The sequence below is a fragment of the Streptomyces sp. enrichment culture genome (genome assembly GCF_964272895.1).
Taxonomy (GTDB): domain Bacteria; phylum Actinomycetota; class Actinomycetes; order Streptomycetales; family Streptomycetaceae; genus Streptomyces.
On sequence record NZ_OZ186832.1, the window covers coordinates 4811547 to 4825621 of the forward strand.

15 protein-coding genes are annotated in these 14075 nt (G+C 71.9%); 13 read left to right on the top strand and 2 right to left on the bottom strand.

Annotation, left to right across the window (positions count from 1 at the left end; all coding sequences use genetic code 11):
- Positions 1–16: 16 nt before the first annotated feature.
- Complete coding sequence (locus ACSU6M_RS21870) at positions 17–1342, top strand: Nramp family divalent metal transporter (protein WP_437071557.1); 1326 nt, start codon at positions 17–19, stop codon at positions 1340–1342.
- Here ACSU6M_RS21870 and ACSU6M_RS21875 read toward each other — a convergent pair.
- On the bottom strand, positions 1260–1724 hold the full coding sequence (locus ACSU6M_RS21875; protein ID WP_437071559.1) for a hypothetical protein: 465 nt from the start codon (positions 1722–1724) through the stop codon (positions 1260–1262). The genes ACSU6M_RS21870 and ACSU6M_RS21875 overlap by 83 nt on opposite strands.
- A gap of 151 nt (positions 1725–1875) precedes the next feature.
- Positions 1876–3567, bottom strand: a complete 1692-nt coding sequence (locus ACSU6M_RS21880) for a chitinase (RefSeq protein ID WP_437071561.1) — start codon at positions 3565–3567, stop codon at positions 1876–1878.
- A gap of 346 nt (positions 3568–3913) precedes the next feature.
- Here ACSU6M_RS21880 and ACSU6M_RS21885 point away from each other — a divergent pair, with 346 nt between their 5' ends.
- The 12 genes from ACSU6M_RS21885 to ACSU6M_RS21940 all read left to right on the top strand — a co-directional run bounded on the left by ACSU6M_RS21885 (position 3914) and on the right by ACSU6M_RS21940 (position 14059).
- On the top strand, positions 3914–4723 hold the full coding sequence (locus tag ACSU6M_RS21885) for a hypothetical protein (RefSeq protein ID WP_437075299.1): 810 nt from the start codon (positions 3914–3916) through the stop codon (positions 4721–4723).
- Positions 4724–4771: 48 nt separating this feature from the next.
- Entirely contained in the window at positions 4772–5479 is a 708-nt protein-coding gene (gene cpaB, locus ACSU6M_RS21890; RefSeq protein WP_437071562.1) for a Flp pilus assembly protein CpaB, read from the top strand.
- Positions 5480–5492: 13 nt separating this feature from the next.
- Positions 5493–6728 carry an AAA family ATPase gene (locus tag ACSU6M_RS21895; RefSeq protein ID WP_437071564.1) on the top strand — a complete coding sequence of 412 codons (1236 nt, stop codon included), beginning with the start codon at positions 5493–5495 and terminating at the stop codon, positions 6726–6728.
- Positions 6725–7129, top strand: coding sequence for a TadE family protein (locus ACSU6M_RS21900; protein ID WP_437071566.1), 405 nt, complete (start codon positions 6725–6727; stop codon positions 7127–7129). Before ACSU6M_RS21895 ends, ACSU6M_RS21900 begins: the two co-directional genes overlap by 4 nt.
- 1 nt (position 7130) lies before the next feature.
- Positions 7131–7505: a TadE/TadG family type IV pilus assembly protein gene (locus ACSU6M_RS21905; protein WP_437071567.1), complete on the top strand. Its 375-nt coding sequence runs from the start codon at positions 7131–7133 to the stop codon at positions 7503–7505.
- 43 nt (positions 7506–7548) lie between these two features.
- Positions 7549–8886 (top strand): CpaF family protein, encoded by a 1338-nt coding sequence (locus ACSU6M_RS21910; RefSeq protein ID WP_437071568.1) that lies wholly within the window; start codon positions 7549–7551, stop codon positions 8884–8886.
- 4 nt (positions 8887–8890) lie between these two features.
- Positions 8891–9835, top strand: a complete 945-nt coding sequence (locus tag ACSU6M_RS21915) for a type II secretion system F family protein (protein ID WP_437071570.1) — start codon at positions 8891–8893, stop codon at positions 9833–9835.
- A gap of 10 nt (positions 9836–9845) precedes the next feature.
- Complete coding sequence (locus ACSU6M_RS21920; RefSeq protein WP_437071572.1) at positions 9846–10733, top strand: DUF5936 domain-containing protein; 888 nt, start codon at positions 9846–9848, stop codon at positions 10731–10733.
- Between the two features lie 466 nt (positions 10734–11199).
- A complete protein-coding gene (locus ACSU6M_RS21925; protein ID WP_437071573.1) occupies positions 11200–12471 on the top strand; it encodes a sensor histidine kinase in 1272 nt (423 codons plus the stop codon).
- Positions 12471–13211 carry a response regulator gene (locus ACSU6M_RS21930; RefSeq protein WP_437071574.1) on the top strand — a complete coding sequence of 247 codons (741 nt, stop codon included), beginning with the start codon at positions 12471–12473 and terminating at the stop codon, positions 13209–13211. The genes ACSU6M_RS21925 and ACSU6M_RS21930 overlap by 1 nt, the downstream gene beginning before the upstream one ends.
- Before the next feature lie 108 nt (positions 13212–13319).
- Positions 13320–13469, top strand: a complete 150-nt coding sequence (locus ACSU6M_RS21935; RefSeq protein WP_437071576.1) for a hypothetical protein — start codon at positions 13320–13322, stop codon at positions 13467–13469.
- Positions 13469–14059, top strand: coding sequence for a pilus assembly protein TadG-related protein (locus tag ACSU6M_RS21940; RefSeq protein ID WP_437071577.1), 591 nt, complete (start codon positions 13469–13471; stop codon positions 14057–14059). Before ACSU6M_RS21935 ends, ACSU6M_RS21940 begins: the two co-directional genes overlap by 1 nt.
- Positions 14060–14075: the final 16 nt, after the last annotated feature.

Consider the following 14075-nt stretch of genomic DNA (forward strand, 5'->3'; position numbering starts at 1 on the left):
CGCTTTCTTGACGCTCATGGCGGACACCACGGGACACCCCACGGAACCAGGCGTCACACCGGACACGAACCCCCCGCAGCGCCCCTCCAGTTGGCGCCACATCGGCCCCGGCATCGTGGTCGCGGCCACCGGCGTCGGAGCCGGCGACCTGGTCGCCACCCTCATCGCGGGCAGCAGCTTCGGCTACACCCTCCTGTGGGCCGCGATCGTCGGCTGCCTGGTGAAGATCTCCCTCGCGGAGGCCGCCGGCCGCTGGCATCTGTCCACGGGTCGCACCCTGTTCGACGGCTGGGCGAGCCTGGGCCGCTGGACGACGTGGTTCTTCGCGGTCTACGCCGTCGTGTGGGGCTTCGTCTACGGCGCCGCCGCGATGTCCTCCAGCGCCCTGCCGCTGCAGGCGCTGTTCCCGGATGTGATGGGCCTGAAGTGGTGGGCGATCGCCTGCGGCCTGATCGGGCTGGTGTTCGTCTGGTTCAACCGGTACGCGGTGTTCGAGAAGGTCATGACCGTCCTGGTCGGCGTCATGTTCCTGGTGACGGTCTATCTGGCGATCCGGGTCACCCCGAACCTCGGGGACGCCTTCGCCGGCCTGCTGCCCGTCCTGCCCGACGAGAAGGACTCCGTCCTCAACACCCTCGGCCTGATCGGCGGCGTCGGCGGCACCATCACGCTCGCCGCCTACGGCTACTGGGTCAACGCCAAGGGCTGGACCGACACCGGCTGGATGAAGGTGATGCGCCTGGACAACCGGGTCGCCTACGCCACCACCGGCATCTTCGTCGTCGCCATGCTGTTCGTCGGCGCCGAGCTGCTGCACTCCGCGAACGTGGCCCTCGCCAAGGGCGACAAGGGCCTGATCCAGCTCGGTGACATCCTGGAGGCCGAATACGGCTCCGCCACCGCCACCTTCTTCCTGATCGGCTTCTTCGCCACCTCCTTCACCTCCCTGATCGGCGTCTGGCACGGCGTGAGCCTGATGTTCGCGGACTTCGTCGCCCGGCTGCGCCCCGGCACCGCGGCCTCCCTCGGCGAGGAGGTCGCCTCCGGCACCCGCGAGCGCTCCTGGCCCTTCCGCGCGTATCTGCTGTGGCTGACCTTCCCGCCGATGGTCCTGCTCTTCCAGGACCAGCCCTTCCGCCTGGTGATCATCTACGGCGTCCTGGGCGCGGCCTTCCTGCCGTTCCTGGCCGGCACCCTGCTGTGGCTCCTCAACACCTCCCGCACCCCCGCCCAGTGGCGCAACGGCCCGCTCAGCAACGTCATGCTCGCCCTGGCGGGCCTGCTGTTCCTGGTCCTGTGCGTGAAGCAGATCTGGGACCAGCCGTGGTCGGACTTCTTCTGACCGGCCCCAGGCCGGCGAGCCGAGCCAACCGGTCGAGCAGGGCGTACCCCTCGCAGAGCACGGCCTCATGGCCGCCGTACGACTCCAGGTTCAGTACGGCGGCCTCCACCGCCCCGATCTCCTCCACGAGCAGGGGGACACCCGCCCGCCCGAGCGCCCGCGCCGTCCGCGCGCGCCCGTGCAGGACCTCCACCAGCCCGGCCGCGCTGGCCGCGGTGACGATCCGGTCCGGGCTGCCGCTCAGCTCCCGCAGCCGCTCCTCGGCGTGGCGTGCGACCCGTTCGAGCGCGCACAGCTCGGCGGCGCCGATCTCGAAGGCCGGCGGGATCGGGGGGACGGCGGCCGGACCGGTGTGCCGTAAGCGTCTGCGCGGGATCGCCATGCGGACCTGACTCCTCGGGGACGGCGGGCCCGATGGCGTGGGGGAGACCGACGCGACCCGGTGATGTGATCGCCTTCCACGGTAGTCAGAGATCGGGTCCGTGATCCTTACGGAAGGATGACGCCGCGGTACACCGGTCCTTGCCGCGCCGTTACGGCAGCGCGTGCACGTGCGGTCCCACCGCGTTCGACCACGCGTTGCCCGCCGAGGCGTCCCAGTTGGTGGACCAGGTCATCGCGCCCCGCAGGTCGGGGTAGGTGCGCGAGGGCTTGAAGGTGCCGCAGTTCGTGCCGCGGGCCAGGCAGTCCAGGGCGTTGTTCACCATGGTGGGGGACACGTACCCGCTGCCCGCGCCGCGCGTCGAGGCGGGCAGGCCGAGGCCCACCTGGGAGGGGGCGAGGCCGTTCTCCAGCTGGATGCAGGCCAGCGCGGTGAGGAAGTCCACCGAGCCCTGGGAGTAGACCTTGCCGTCGCAGCCCAGCATGGAACCGCTGTTGTAGTACTGCATGTTGACGACCGTGAGGATGTCCTTCACGTTCAGCGCCGTGCGGAAGTAGGAGTTGGACGTCGACTGCATGTCGATGGTCTGCGGGGCCATCGTCAGGATCAGCGACGGGCCCGCCTTGGCCGACAGGGCGCGCAGCGCCTGGGTCATGTAGGTGGCGTCGAGGCCGTTCTCCAGGTCGATGTCGACGCCGTCGAAGCCGTACGTCTGCATCAGCGCGTACACCGAGTTCGCGAAGTTCGTCGCCGACGCCGAGTCGTTGACGCTCACCCGGCCCAGCTCACCGCCCACCGAGATGATCACCTTCTTGCCCGCGGCCTGCTTGGCGCGGATGTCGGCCTTGAACTGGTCGACGGTGTAGCCGCCGAGCCCGGCCGAGTCGAGGGTGAAGGTCACGGCACCCGGCGTCGCGGTGGCGTCCGCGAAGGCGACGGCGATGATGTCGTACTGGGACGGCACGTCGGAGATCTTCTGGACGGTGGCCCCGTTGTTGAAGTTCTGCCAGTAGCCGGTCACCACGTGCTTGGGCAGCGTGCCGCCCCCGCCGCCGCCCGAGGGCGCGGTGGTGGCCGTCACGGCGGCCGACTTCGGCGACTCACCGGCCGCGTTGCCGGCGGTGACCTGGAAGGAGTACGAGGTGGAGGCGGCGAGCCCGGTCACGGTCGCCGAGGTGCCGGTGACCGCGGTGACCTTGGTGCCGTCGCGGTAGACGCTGTAGCCGGTCGCGCCGGAGACGGTGTTCCAGGCCAGCGACACCGACGAGGACGTCGTACCCGAGACCGTGAGGCCCGCCGGGGCGCCCGGGACCGTGGGGCCGGGGCCGGTGCCCCCGCCGCCGTCGGGGCCGAACACCGAGACGTCGTCGGCGAGATAGGCGGCCTGGCCGTACCAGCCGTGCAGATAGACGGTGACGGAGGTGGTGGAGGCGCCGGTGGTGAACCGCGTCGACAACTGCTTCCAGGACGACGAGTCCGGGGTCCACGTCGAGACGTCCGTGGTGCCGGTGCCGCTCGCGCCGAGATAGGCGTAGCCGCCCTGCACCCAGGCGCTGAGGGTGTACGTCGAGTTCGGCTTCACGGCGACGGTCTGGCTGCACCGGGCGTTGTCCTGCCCGGCCGGGGTCGCCTTCAGCGCGGCCGAGCCGCCGTGCACCGGGGAGGAGACGGTCGTGCCGCTGTTCGCGCTGCACGTCCAGTCGGCGAGCCCCGACTCGAAACCGGCGTTCCTCGCGTTGTTGACGTCGGCGGCGGACGCCTCGACGGCGGTGGTGAAGGACAGGGCCAGGGCGGCGGTCACGGCGCCGGCCCAGAGGCGTCTGCGGGGCGTTGCGCGGTCCACTGGGGCCTCCGGTGGGGGAGAGGGGATGGGGGCGGTGGCCACCGCTGGACGTCCAAGTTGGTCCAGACCAATCGAAGTTGTCAATAGGTCCATACCAACTCCGGGGCACGAGCGGAGGTTGAGAGTCTGCGTGCGCAACCTGACCCGGTTTGCCGCGACTTGTGCGTCAGCAGTTCTTCCTCGGGTCATCAAACGCTGTTCTCCGGTCACCGAGCCCTGGGTACAGTTCCGAGGTAGTCACGCAATGAAGTCACGTCGGTGCACCGGAGTAACGCCCGGCGGAGCCGACTGGCGGGGATCCGGGGAGCTGCGCGTGCCAACTGCCGTTGCCGTGACCGGTGCCGACATGGCACTGCCGCCGCTGGACGAACGCACCCTGCCCGCGACCGTCCTCGACGGCCTCGACCGCGAGCCGCTGGAGCAGGCCGTCACCCGTCTGCACACCCTCACCGAGCAGCACGGCCATCTGATCGTCGTCTACCCGCCCGGCGTCTCCCCGGCCGTCGACCGCCGGCTGCGCACCGTCCGCTCCCTGCTGGAGAGCGACCGCATCGCCCTGTTCCGCCCCGAGCTGCCGCCCCTCGGCATCGCCGTCCTCGCCCGCCAGCTGCGCCAGCTCGCCTCCTGCGACCTCGCCCCCGGCGTCCTCGCCTCCGCCGGACGGCTGCTCACCCACTACATCCACGCCGGCGCCGTCCTCGGCTCCGTCGCGCGGCTCGACCGGGTCCCCGTCACCCTCAAGGCGCACGCCAAGTCCTGGATGCCCGGCAGTCAGTTCGCCGTCCTCGCCCACCCCGAACCCCAGCTCGTGCGCGTCGGCCCCGAGGCCGCCCTCGCCGGACCCGAGTTCGCCACCGCGCTGCTGATCGCCAAGGGGCAGCTCCAGTCCGACTGGGTCACCACCACCCTCGCCCCGGCCTGGAACGCCCAGGGGCTGCGCGAGACCCCGCTGCCGGCCGAGTCACCCGCCTGGTGGGGGACCGGCCGGCTGATCGAGTTCTGCAGCTTCCTGCCCGACCTGTCCGTCCTCTACCAGCTGGTCACCTCGGTGCGGCAGAGCGCGTGCCACTGGTGCGGCCTCGACGTCATCGGCGACCGCTGTGTCTTCTGCTCCGCCGTCCCGCCCGCCGCGGAGCCCCGCATGCTCACCCGCTGAAACCCTCGCCCGCCCGTCAACCCACCCCCCATCGAGGTCGCACGGTCCATGAACTCCCGTCAGCGCCGCGGCGTGATACTCCTCCTCCTGTCGGTCCTGGCCGCCCTCGGCGCCTTCGCCGGCGTGCTCTCCGTCGTCAACGACGCCGAGTCCAAGGTCGGCCCCGAGGTGACCGCGTACGAGCTCAAGAGCGACGTCCCGCCCTACACCGCGCTGAATCCGGGCCAGTTCAGGAGGATCGGCATGCCGGAGCGCTGGCTGTCGGCGAACGCGGTCACCGATCTCGACGACATCCGCGGCAAGATCGCGGTCACCACCCTCAAGAAGGGCTCCCTGCTCCAGAGCGACATGATCGTGGACCAGCCCGCGCTCCAGCCGGGCGAGCAGGAGGTCGCCATCCTGATCGACGCGGCCACCGGAGTGGCCGGCAAGATCACCCCCGGCGCCCGGGTCAACGTCTACGCCACCTTCGAGGGCGAGCGCGAGGGCGACCCCGACCAGTCCAAGATCATCGTCACCGATGCGCGGGTCCTCGACGTCGGCGAGCTCACCGCCCTCCAGCCGGGCTCGAACGACCGCTCCCGCCGCCCCACCGACGCCGTCCCCATCACCTTCGCGCTGTCCACCCTGGACGCCCAGCGGCTCACCTACGCCGAGTCCTTCGCCCAGCGCGTCCGCCTCGCCCTCGTCGCGCCCGGCACCGACACCGCCGTACCCGACAAGGACCGCACCTACGAACTCGCCCAGGACAAGTGAGAGGCGGCCGCCCATGCCCACGAGGATCCTCCCGGCCGTCGGCGACGCGGACGCGGTCCGCTCCCTCACGACGCTGCTCAGCCAGCTCCCCGACGCCGAACCGGTGGCACCCGTCGTCGACTCCACCCAGCTCGTCGACACCCTCGCCCGCCTCGCCGCCGAGTCCGTCGACGAACTGCCCGAGGTCGTCGTCGTCCACGAACGCATCGGACCCGTCCCCGCCCTGGAGCTGATCCGCGAGGTCGCCCTGCGCTTCCCCGCGGTCGGCGTCATCCTCGTCACCACCGACGCGAGCCCCGGCCTGTTCTCCGCCGCCATGGACTCCGGCGCCCGCGGCCTGCTCGCCCTGCCGCTGTCCTACGAGGAACTGGCCAGCCGCGTCCAGACCGTGGCCGCCTGGTCCGTGGGCGTGCGCCGCCACCTCGGGCACGGCGCGGACGTGTTCACCGGCGTCGGCGGCACCGTGCTCACCGTCAGCGGCGCCAAGGGCGGCGTCGGCACCAGCCTGGTCGCGATCCAGCTCGCCCTCGCCTCCCAGGCTTCGGGGCGTGCCACCGCGCTGGTCGACATGGACCTCCAGACCGGGGACGTCGCGGCCTACCTGGACGTCCAGTTCCGCCGGTCCGTCGCCGACCTCGCCGCCATCACCGACATATCGCCGCGCGTCCTCGCCGACGCCGTCTTCCGCCACGACACCGGCCTCGCCCTCCTGCTCGCCCCCGCCGAGGGCGAACGCGGCGAGGAGGTCACCGACCGCGCCGCCCGCCAGATCGTCAGCGCCCTGCGCTCCCGCTACGAGACCGTCGTCATCGACTGCGGCGCCCAGCTCGGCGGCGCCGGCGCGGCCGCCGTCGAGATGGCCGACACCGCGCTGCTGGTCACCACCCCCGACGTCGTCGCCGTACGCGGCGCCAAGCGGGCCGTGCGCATGTGGGACCGGCTCCAGATCCGCAAGGCCGAGGAGACCACGGTCGTCGTCAACCGCCACAGCCGCCAGACGGAGATCCAGCCGGCCCTGATCCAGAAGATCACCGGCACCGCCCTCGCGGGGACGGTGATCCCCGCCCACTTCAAGGAACTCCAGGCCGCCGTCGACGCCGGCCGCGTCCACGAACTCGACGCCAAGGGCCAGGTCCGCCAGGCCCTGTGGGCGCTCGCGGGGGAGCTGGGCCTGGTCAAGACCCCGGCCGGCGCCCAGCGGCACGGCAGGTCCGGGGGGTTGCGGCGGCGCAGGGACGGTGGCGGATGAGCCGGCGGCGCGGGGGCGGTGGCGCCGTGACGGCCCGGCTTCGCGGCGACTGCGGCCAGGTCACCGTCGAGTTCCTCGGCATGACGCCGACGATCCTGATCACGCTGGTGGTGGTCTGGCAGTTCGTGCTGGTCGGTTACACGTTCACGCTCGCCGGCAACGCCGCCGACGAAGCCGTACGGGCGGGCACGGCCGTGTCGCCGGGGGAGCGGCAGGGCGCCTGCCAGGAGGCCGGGCTGGACAAACTCCCCGACGCCTGGACGGGCGAGGTCAGCTGCGGGGGCAGCGGCTATGTCACCGCCGAGGTCAGACTCAGGGTGCCCGTGCTCTTCCCGGGCGCCCTGGACTTCCCGTTCGAGGTCACCGGGAACGCCGGTGCGGTGGAGGAGGAGACGGACTGAGATGCCGTACGACCGTCCGCGCCGCGACCGCGGCCAAGTCGCCCTCGAATACCTGGGGTTCATCCCGGTCCTCGTCCTCGTCGCGCTGGCCGGCGTCCAGGTCGGCCTCATCGCCTACGCCGGTCAGCAGGCCGGCACGGCGGCGCGCGCCGGGGCGCGCAGCGCCTCGCTCCAGGAGAGCGCGCAGGACGGGTGCGCGCGGGCGGTGAGCGACTGGCTGTCCGTGAGCTGCGGGGAGTCCTACGGCGGTGACGAGGTGACCGTCACCGCCACCGTGGAGATCCCCTCCCTGGTCCCCGGCTGGGACTTCGGCCCGGCCCGCAAGACCGCCACCATGCCGCTCGACCACACCGACGAGGAGCCCGGACAGCCATGAGCCCGCGGCCCCGCACCGACACCCCCGAGGAGCCTGGACAGCCATGAGCCTGCGGGCACGTATCCACACCCCCGAGGAGCACGGCAGCCGGGGCGAGGACGGTCACCTGGTCGCCTCGTACCGGGCGAAGCTCCTGGAGGAGATCGACCTCGCCGAGATGAGCTCCCTGGCCACCGCCGAACGCCGGGCCCGTCTGGAGCGCGTCCTCGGGCACATCATCAGCCGCGAGGGCCCGGTGCTGTCGACGGTCGAACGCTCGCAGCTGATCCGCCGCGTCGTGGACGAGGCCCTCGGCCTCGGCATCCTGGAGCCCCTGCTGGAGGACGCCTCCATCACCGAGATCATGGTCAACGGCCCGGACGCGATCTTCGTGGAACGGGGCGGCCGCGTGGAGCAGCTGCCCCTCCGGTTCGCCTCGAACGACCAGCTGATGCAGACCATCGAGCGGATCGTCTCCACCGTCAACCGCCGCGTCGACGAGTCCAACCCCATGGTCGACGCCCGCCTCCCCTCCGGCGAACGCGTCAACGTGATCATCCCGCCGCTGTCCCTGACCGGCCCGATCCTCACCATCCGCCGCTTCCCGCGCTCCTTCACCCTCCAGGAGCTCATCGGCTTCGGCTCGCTCGACGAGCACATGCTGCTGCTCCTCGCCGGCCTGGTGCAGGCGAAGTTCAACCTCATCGTCTCCGGCGCCACCGGCACCGGGAAGACGACCATGCTCAACGCCCTGTCCGGGCTGATCCCCGGCGGCGAACGCATCATCACCATCGAGGACTCCGCCGAACTCCAGCTCCAGCAGGCCCATGTCATCCGCCTGGAGTCCCGCCCGCCCAACGTCGAGGGCCAGGGCCGCGTCACCATCCGCGACCTGGTCCGCAACTCCCTGCGCATGCGCCCCGACCGGATCGTGGTCGGCGAGGTCCGCGGCGGCGAGTCCCTGGACATGCTCCAGGCGATGTCCACGGGCCACGACGGCTCGCTCGCCACGGTCCACGCCAACAGCGCCGAGGACGCGCTGACCCGGCTGCAGACCCTCGCCTCCATGTCCGACGTGGAGATCCCCTTCGTCGCCCTGCACGACCAGATCAACAGCGCGGTGGACGTCCTGGTGCAGCTCGCCCGCTTCGCCGACGGCGCCCGCCGCATCACCGAGATCGCCGTCCTCGACAGCCACGGCGGAGAGCCGTACCGCCTGGTCACCGTGGCCCGCTTCGAGGCACAGCCCATGACACCCGACGGCCGCGTCCACGGCACGTTCCGCCACTTCCCCCTCCCGCGCCGCACCGCCGACCGCCTCTACATGGCGAGCCAGCCCCTCCCGCAGGCATTCGGCGTCGCCCGGCACGCGGACCAGCTCGCCACCCGAGAAGCCAGGTAGGACCATGGAACTAGGCACCCTCGTCCAGCTCACCACCGGACTGACCCTGCTGACCTGTCTCCTGGCGGTCCTGGGCGTGCACAGCTACGCGGCCGGCCGCGCCCAGCGCCGGGCCCTGGTCGACCGCCTCTCCATCGAGGGCCGGATCACCGTCCCCGGCCGCCGCCGCCACTTCCCGGGACTCGACCGCCGGCTGCGCCGCACCCGCCTCGGCCGGCTGCTGGAGCTGCGGCTGGCCGCCACCGGACTCGACGTCACCCCCGGCGAGTTCTTCGCCGCCATGCTCACCGCCGTCGCCGCGCTCTGGCTGATCGGCCAGGCCGCCCTCGCCCCCTTCTTCGGCCCCATCGCCGGTCTCCTCGGCGTCTGGGCGGCCTGGCAGTTCCTCAGCTGGCAGCGGCAGAAACGCATCGAGAAGTTCATCAACCAACTCCCCGAACTCGCCCGCATACTCGCCAACGCCACCCAGGCCGGCCTCGCCCTGCGCACCGCCGTGGGCATGGCGGCGGAGGAACTGGAGGCACCCGCGGGCGAGGAACTGGCCAAGGTCGCCAACCAGCTGGCCATGGGCGCCTCGATGGACGACGCCCTCGGCGAGCTCGCCGACCGGCTCCCCTCCCGCGAGCTGGTCGTCCTGGTCACCACCCTGGTCCTGTCCAACCGGGCGGGCGGCCAGGTGGTCGGCGCGCTCAGGAACCTCACCGACACACTGGAGGAGCGCAAGGAGACCCGGCGCGAGATCCGCACCCAGCTCTCCCAGGTCAGCATGACCTCGTACGCCGTCCCCGTGATGGGCATCGGCTCGCTGTTCCTCATGAACGGCGTCAAGGACGGCGCCCTGGACCGGATGACCGGCTCCTCCGTCGGCCAGGCCGCCGTGATCATCGCCTTCGCGCTCTACGCCGTCGGCTTCGTCCTCATCCGCCGCCTGTCCCGCATCGACGTCTGAGGAGGGTGAGATGGCACTGCTGCTCGCGTCCCTCATGGCCCTGAGCGTGTGCGGGGTCTTCGCCGGACTGCGCATGTACCGGGCCGAGGCGAAACTCCCCGGCGACCTCGCCCTCGCCCTGGAGGTCGGCGCCACCCGCACCGGCGCCGTCGACTCCCTGATCGACCGCATGGGCATGCGCTGGGCCCCCGCCGTCCTGCGCCTGATGGGCCCACGGCTGGTCGCCAAGTACCGCCGCAGGATCGACCTGGCGGGCAACCCCGGCGGCCTGACCCTGGACCGGTACGCGGCCAGGCGCGCGGTCTACGGGGCGCTGGGCGCGGTGGGAGCGCTGGTGTTCCTGCTGCGGGGAGACGTCCTGGTAGCCCTGCTGCTGCTGGCCTTCGGCGCGTTCTGGACGGAGGTCGGCATCTGGTCGGCGATCCGCGTGCGCAAGGACGTCATCGAGCGCACCCTGCCGGACTTCCTCGACGTCCTCGCGGTCGTCGTCAGCGCGGGCCTCGGCTTCCGCCAGGCCCTGGACCGGGTCGCCTCCCGCTACGAGGGCCCCTGGGCCGACGAGATCCGCATCACCCTGCGCCAGATGGACCTCGGCATGAGCCGCCGCCAGGCGTTCGCGGAGCTGCGCCGGCGCAACGACTCCGAGCAGGTGGCCATGTTCGTGACGGCCCTCCAGCAGGGCGAGGAACTGGGCGCGCCGATCGTCGACACGCTGGTCGCCCTCGCCCGTGACATGCGCCGCACGGACGCGCAGAACGCCCGCCGCAAGGCTGCCCGTGCCGTTCCCAAGGCCACCATGATGATCACCACGTTCATGGTCCCGGCCACCATGCTGCTGCTCGGCGCCGGACTGATCCTCGGCTCCGGCACCGACTTCGGCTCCATCACGGGCCGATAGGGGGAGACCGGTGGCGACGATCACGACGACGGACCGGGGCGGGGGGACGCCCCGCACCGGCCGCGGCCCGGCCCGTGGGGGCGGACGCCTGCGGCGGGCGGGGCGCGGATGGCGGGCGTGGCCCGTGTGGCGTGGGTGGCCGGCGTGGCGTGGGTGGTGGGGGTACTGGGCTGTCCTGGGGTGGGGGCCGGCGGTGCCGGGTCGGGCTGATGGGCGTGGGGCGGCGGTGCCGGGGCTGGGTGCCGGGTTGGGTTCGGCGGTGCCGGGTCGGGCTGATGGGCGTGGGGCGGCGGTGCCGGGGCTGGGTGCCGGGTTGGGCTCGGCGGTGCCGGGTCGGGCTGATGGGAGCGGGGCGGCGGTGCCGGGGCAGGGTGCCGGGCGGGGCTCGGCGGTGCCGGGTCGGCCTGATGGGCGTGGGGCGGCGGTGCCGGGCCGGCGTCCTGGGTGGGGCGGCCGGGGGGCTGTCGTGCCGCCTCCGCTGCCGATCCAGGTGAACGCCGTCCAGGCCATGTGCCGCCAGGTCTTCGGCTTCCGCCTCGCCATGATCGCCGTAGCGGCGCCGGCGGCGCTGCTCAACGCGAGTCCGGGGCTGGGCGTACGCCTGGTGGGTGCGGCCGTGGTGGTCACCTTCATGGGCTCCTACGTCCTCTTCAGGGACTGGGAGCGCTTCGGACCCCTGCTGCTGCGCCACCCCACGCTCCTGCTGGCGGACACGATGTTCGGCGCGCTGCTGCTGATCTCGGCGGGCCCGGACACCACCCTGGCCTACGTCAGCGTCTGCACCCCCCTCCTGGCCGGCATCGTCTACGGCTGGCGCGGCGCCGCCTTCTTCGCCTCCCTCCAGGGCCTGATCCTGCTCCTCGTCCACGCGACACTGGGGCCCGGCGAGGACGTGGCCGAGTCGCTGCTCCTCCCCGGCCTGTGCGTCATCACCGGAGCCGTCGGCTCCACCCTGCGCAACCTCCTCCTGCGGTTCGGCACGGCGACCGAGGCCCTGGCCGCGACCCGGGCCCGCCTGGCGGTGGCGGAGGCGGTGAACGCGGAACGGGCGGAACTGGCCCGTGAGTTGCACGACTCGGTGGCCAAGACCCTGCACGGTGTGGCCCTGGCGGCGGACGCCCTGTCCCGCACGGCCGCGTCCCCCGCCCCCGACCCGGCGACCCTGCGCGCCCAGGCCGACCTCGTCGCCCGAGCGGCCCGCAGAGCGGCGGCGGAGTCCCGCGACCTCCTCACGGACCTGAGAAGGGCGTCGCGGGAGGGCGAACCGAGCCGCCCGGACCCGGCGGCGCAACCGAGAGGGAGGGCGGCGCGGGTGGACCTGGCGGCGGAGCTGAAGGCGAGGGCGGCGGACCTGGAGACCAGAAGCCCGCTGAGAACCACCTGCGAGCCCCCTCCCTCCCCCCTCCTCCTCCCGCACCCCGAGGCCCATCACATCCTGACGATCGTCACCGAGGCGCTGGAGAACACGGCCCGCCACGCGCAGGCCACGCAGGTGAGGATCCGCGCGGCCACGGACGGCGGGGACACCCTGCGCATCACCGTCGAGGACGACGGCCGGGGCCTGCCCGAAGGGCTCCGCGTCCCCTCCCTGCGCCACAGGGGCCACTTCGGCCTCCTGGGCATGACCGAACGCGCCGGGTTCCTCGGCGCCCGCCTCCACCTCGGCCCCGGCGAGCACGGCCGCGGCACGCGGGTGCGCCTCGAGGTGCCCTTGCCGACAGGAAAGGAGCACGGCTGATGCCGGAGAACCCGCCCGCGCCCACACGGCTCCTGATCGCCGACGACAACCCCGTGGTCCGCGCCGGTCTGGCGGCCCTCCTGTCCGCCCGCGACGACATCACGGTGGTGGCCCAGGCCGCCGACGGCCACGAGGCCCGCGAGGCGGCCGCCCGCCACCGCCCCGACGTCATCCTCCTCGACGTCCGCATGCCCGGCCTCGACGGCCTCACCGCCCTGCCCCACCTGGTCCGCCACGCCCCCGTCCTCATGCTCACCTACAGCCGCGAGTCGGAGACGGTCCGCCGGGCCCTCCGCCACGGCGCCGTCGGCTACCTCGTCCACGGCGAGTTCACCGCCGACGAACTGGTGACGGCGGTACGGGACGTCAGGCGCGGCCGGCCGCACTTCACGGCGAGCGCAGGGGCGGTGGTCCTGGAGCAGCTGCGGGGCGGTGCGACTGCAACGACTCAAGACGAATTCCGGGAAAACGATAGGCGATTCTCCCCAACCCCCCTTTCGCAAATGCAACCCTCTATGAGACAGTCGACCTACCGACTCAGCGCGAGGGAGGCCGAGATCATGGACCTCATCGCCTCCGGCATGACCAACCACCAGATCGCAGCGGCCTGCTTCATCGCCGAGAAGACCGTCAAGAACCACATCAACCGCATCTTCGCCAAACTCCACAGCACCACCCGCAGCGAAGCCGCCGCCAAGTGGCTCGGCACCGCCCCCGACCACCAGGGCGGCCTCACATGACCCCCTCTTGGGCCTCCCGTTGGGCCCCCGGACCCTCTTCACCCGCTCCCACAACGGGTAGTGGTAGCCCCGACTGCAAAGTTTCCGGTGCGGCGGGAGGGGAACGGCATGCACAACGACAAGGGCCAGACCGCGGTGGAGTACCTGGGCATCATCGCGGTGGTGGTGGCGATCGTGCTGGCCATCACGGGGACGGACATCGGGCAGACGATCTACGACGCGATTACGGAGAAGGTCGCCGAGGTCACCGGTGGCTGATGCTGCGTCGAGAACGAGGTGACGCTGGGCAGGCTTTTCCCATCTACATCACAGTGGTGGGGGGCCTGCTCTTTCTGGCGCTGGCATATTTGGCAGTCGGCCAGGCCGCCGCGAATCGAAGCGGGGCGCAAACGGCAGCTGACGCGGCGGCTCTGGCGGCAGCTCAGGAAGCTCGCGACCAACTGACCGACATGTGGCTTGAGAGCGTGCTCGAGCCGACCAAGTGGCGGGACATCTTCGACGGCAACGTGCCGCTTGACGATCCGTGCTGGCGGGCACACGAACTAGCGGCCCTGAACGACGCCACGGCTTTGTGCTGGGGGGCGGGCCCGTTGCGCTTCGAGGTGGAAGCCGTGACCGACAGGCCCGTCGGAGACTCCATCGTTCCCGGCACGGAGGCCATGACTTCGACGGCGAGTGCAAGTGCCGTAATCGAGCCGCGCTGTGTCTTTGAGGTGCCTGGGGAGGACGCTGACCAGGACACTCTTCCAGGACTGACGTGTGAGGACCAGTCCTGGCCGCTGGACCCGGACGATCTCGACGACCTTCCCAAACCCGAGGACCTGTTCGACGTCCACTTGGCTGACTGAAACGAACGAGGGAGAA

What these genes read in the sequence shown, in the direction of transcription:
- ACSU6M_RS21870 (WP_437071557.1), top strand. Translation starts at nt 17, where the DNA reads ATGGCGGACACCACGGGACACCCCACGGAACCAGGCGTCACACCGGAC.
- ACSU6M_RS21875 (WP_437071559.1), bottom strand. Translation starts at nt 1,724, where the DNA reads ATGGCGATCCCGCGCAGACGCTTACGGCACACCGGTCCGGCCGCCGTC.
- ACSU6M_RS21885 (WP_437075299.1), top strand. Translation starts at nt 3,914, where the DNA reads ATGGCACTGCCGCCGCTGGACGAACGCACCCTGCCCGCGACCGTCCTC.
- cpaB (WP_437071562.1), top strand. Translation starts at nt 4,772, where the DNA reads ATGAACTCCCGTCAGCGCCGCGGCGTGATACTCCTCCTCCTGTCGGTC.
- ACSU6M_RS21895 (WP_437071564.1), top strand. Translation starts at nt 5,493, where the DNA reads ATGCCCACGAGGATCCTCCCGGCCGTCGGCGACGCGGACGCGGTCCGC.
- ACSU6M_RS21900 (WP_437071566.1), top strand. Translation starts at nt 6,725, where the DNA reads ATGAGCCGGCGGCGCGGGGGCGGTGGCGCCGTGACGGCCCGGCTTCGC.
- ACSU6M_RS21905 (WP_437071567.1), top strand. Translation starts at nt 7,131, where the DNA reads ATGCCGTACGACCGTCCGCGCCGCGACCGCGGCCAAGTCGCCCTCGAA.
- ACSU6M_RS21910 (WP_437071568.1), top strand. Translation starts at nt 7,549, where the DNA reads ATGAGCCTGCGGGCACGTATCCACACCCCCGAGGAGCACGGCAGCCGG.
- ACSU6M_RS21915 (WP_437071570.1), top strand. Translation starts at nt 8,891, where the DNA reads ATGGAACTAGGCACCCTCGTCCAGCTCACCACCGGACTGACCCTGCTG.
- ACSU6M_RS21920 (WP_437071572.1), top strand. Translation starts at nt 9,846, where the DNA reads ATGGCACTGCTGCTCGCGTCCCTCATGGCCCTGAGCGTGTGCGGGGTC.
- ACSU6M_RS21930 (WP_437071574.1), top strand. Translation starts at nt 12,471, where the DNA reads ATGCCGGAGAACCCGCCCGCGCCCACACGGCTCCTGATCGCCGACGAC.
- ACSU6M_RS21935 (WP_437071576.1), top strand. Translation starts at nt 13,320, where the DNA reads ATGCACAACGACAAGGGCCAGACCGCGGTGGAGTACCTGGGCATCATC.
- ACSU6M_RS21940 (WP_437071577.1), top strand. Translation starts at nt 13,469, where the DNA reads ATGCTGCGTCGAGAACGAGGTGACGCTGGGCAGGCTTTTCCCATCTAC.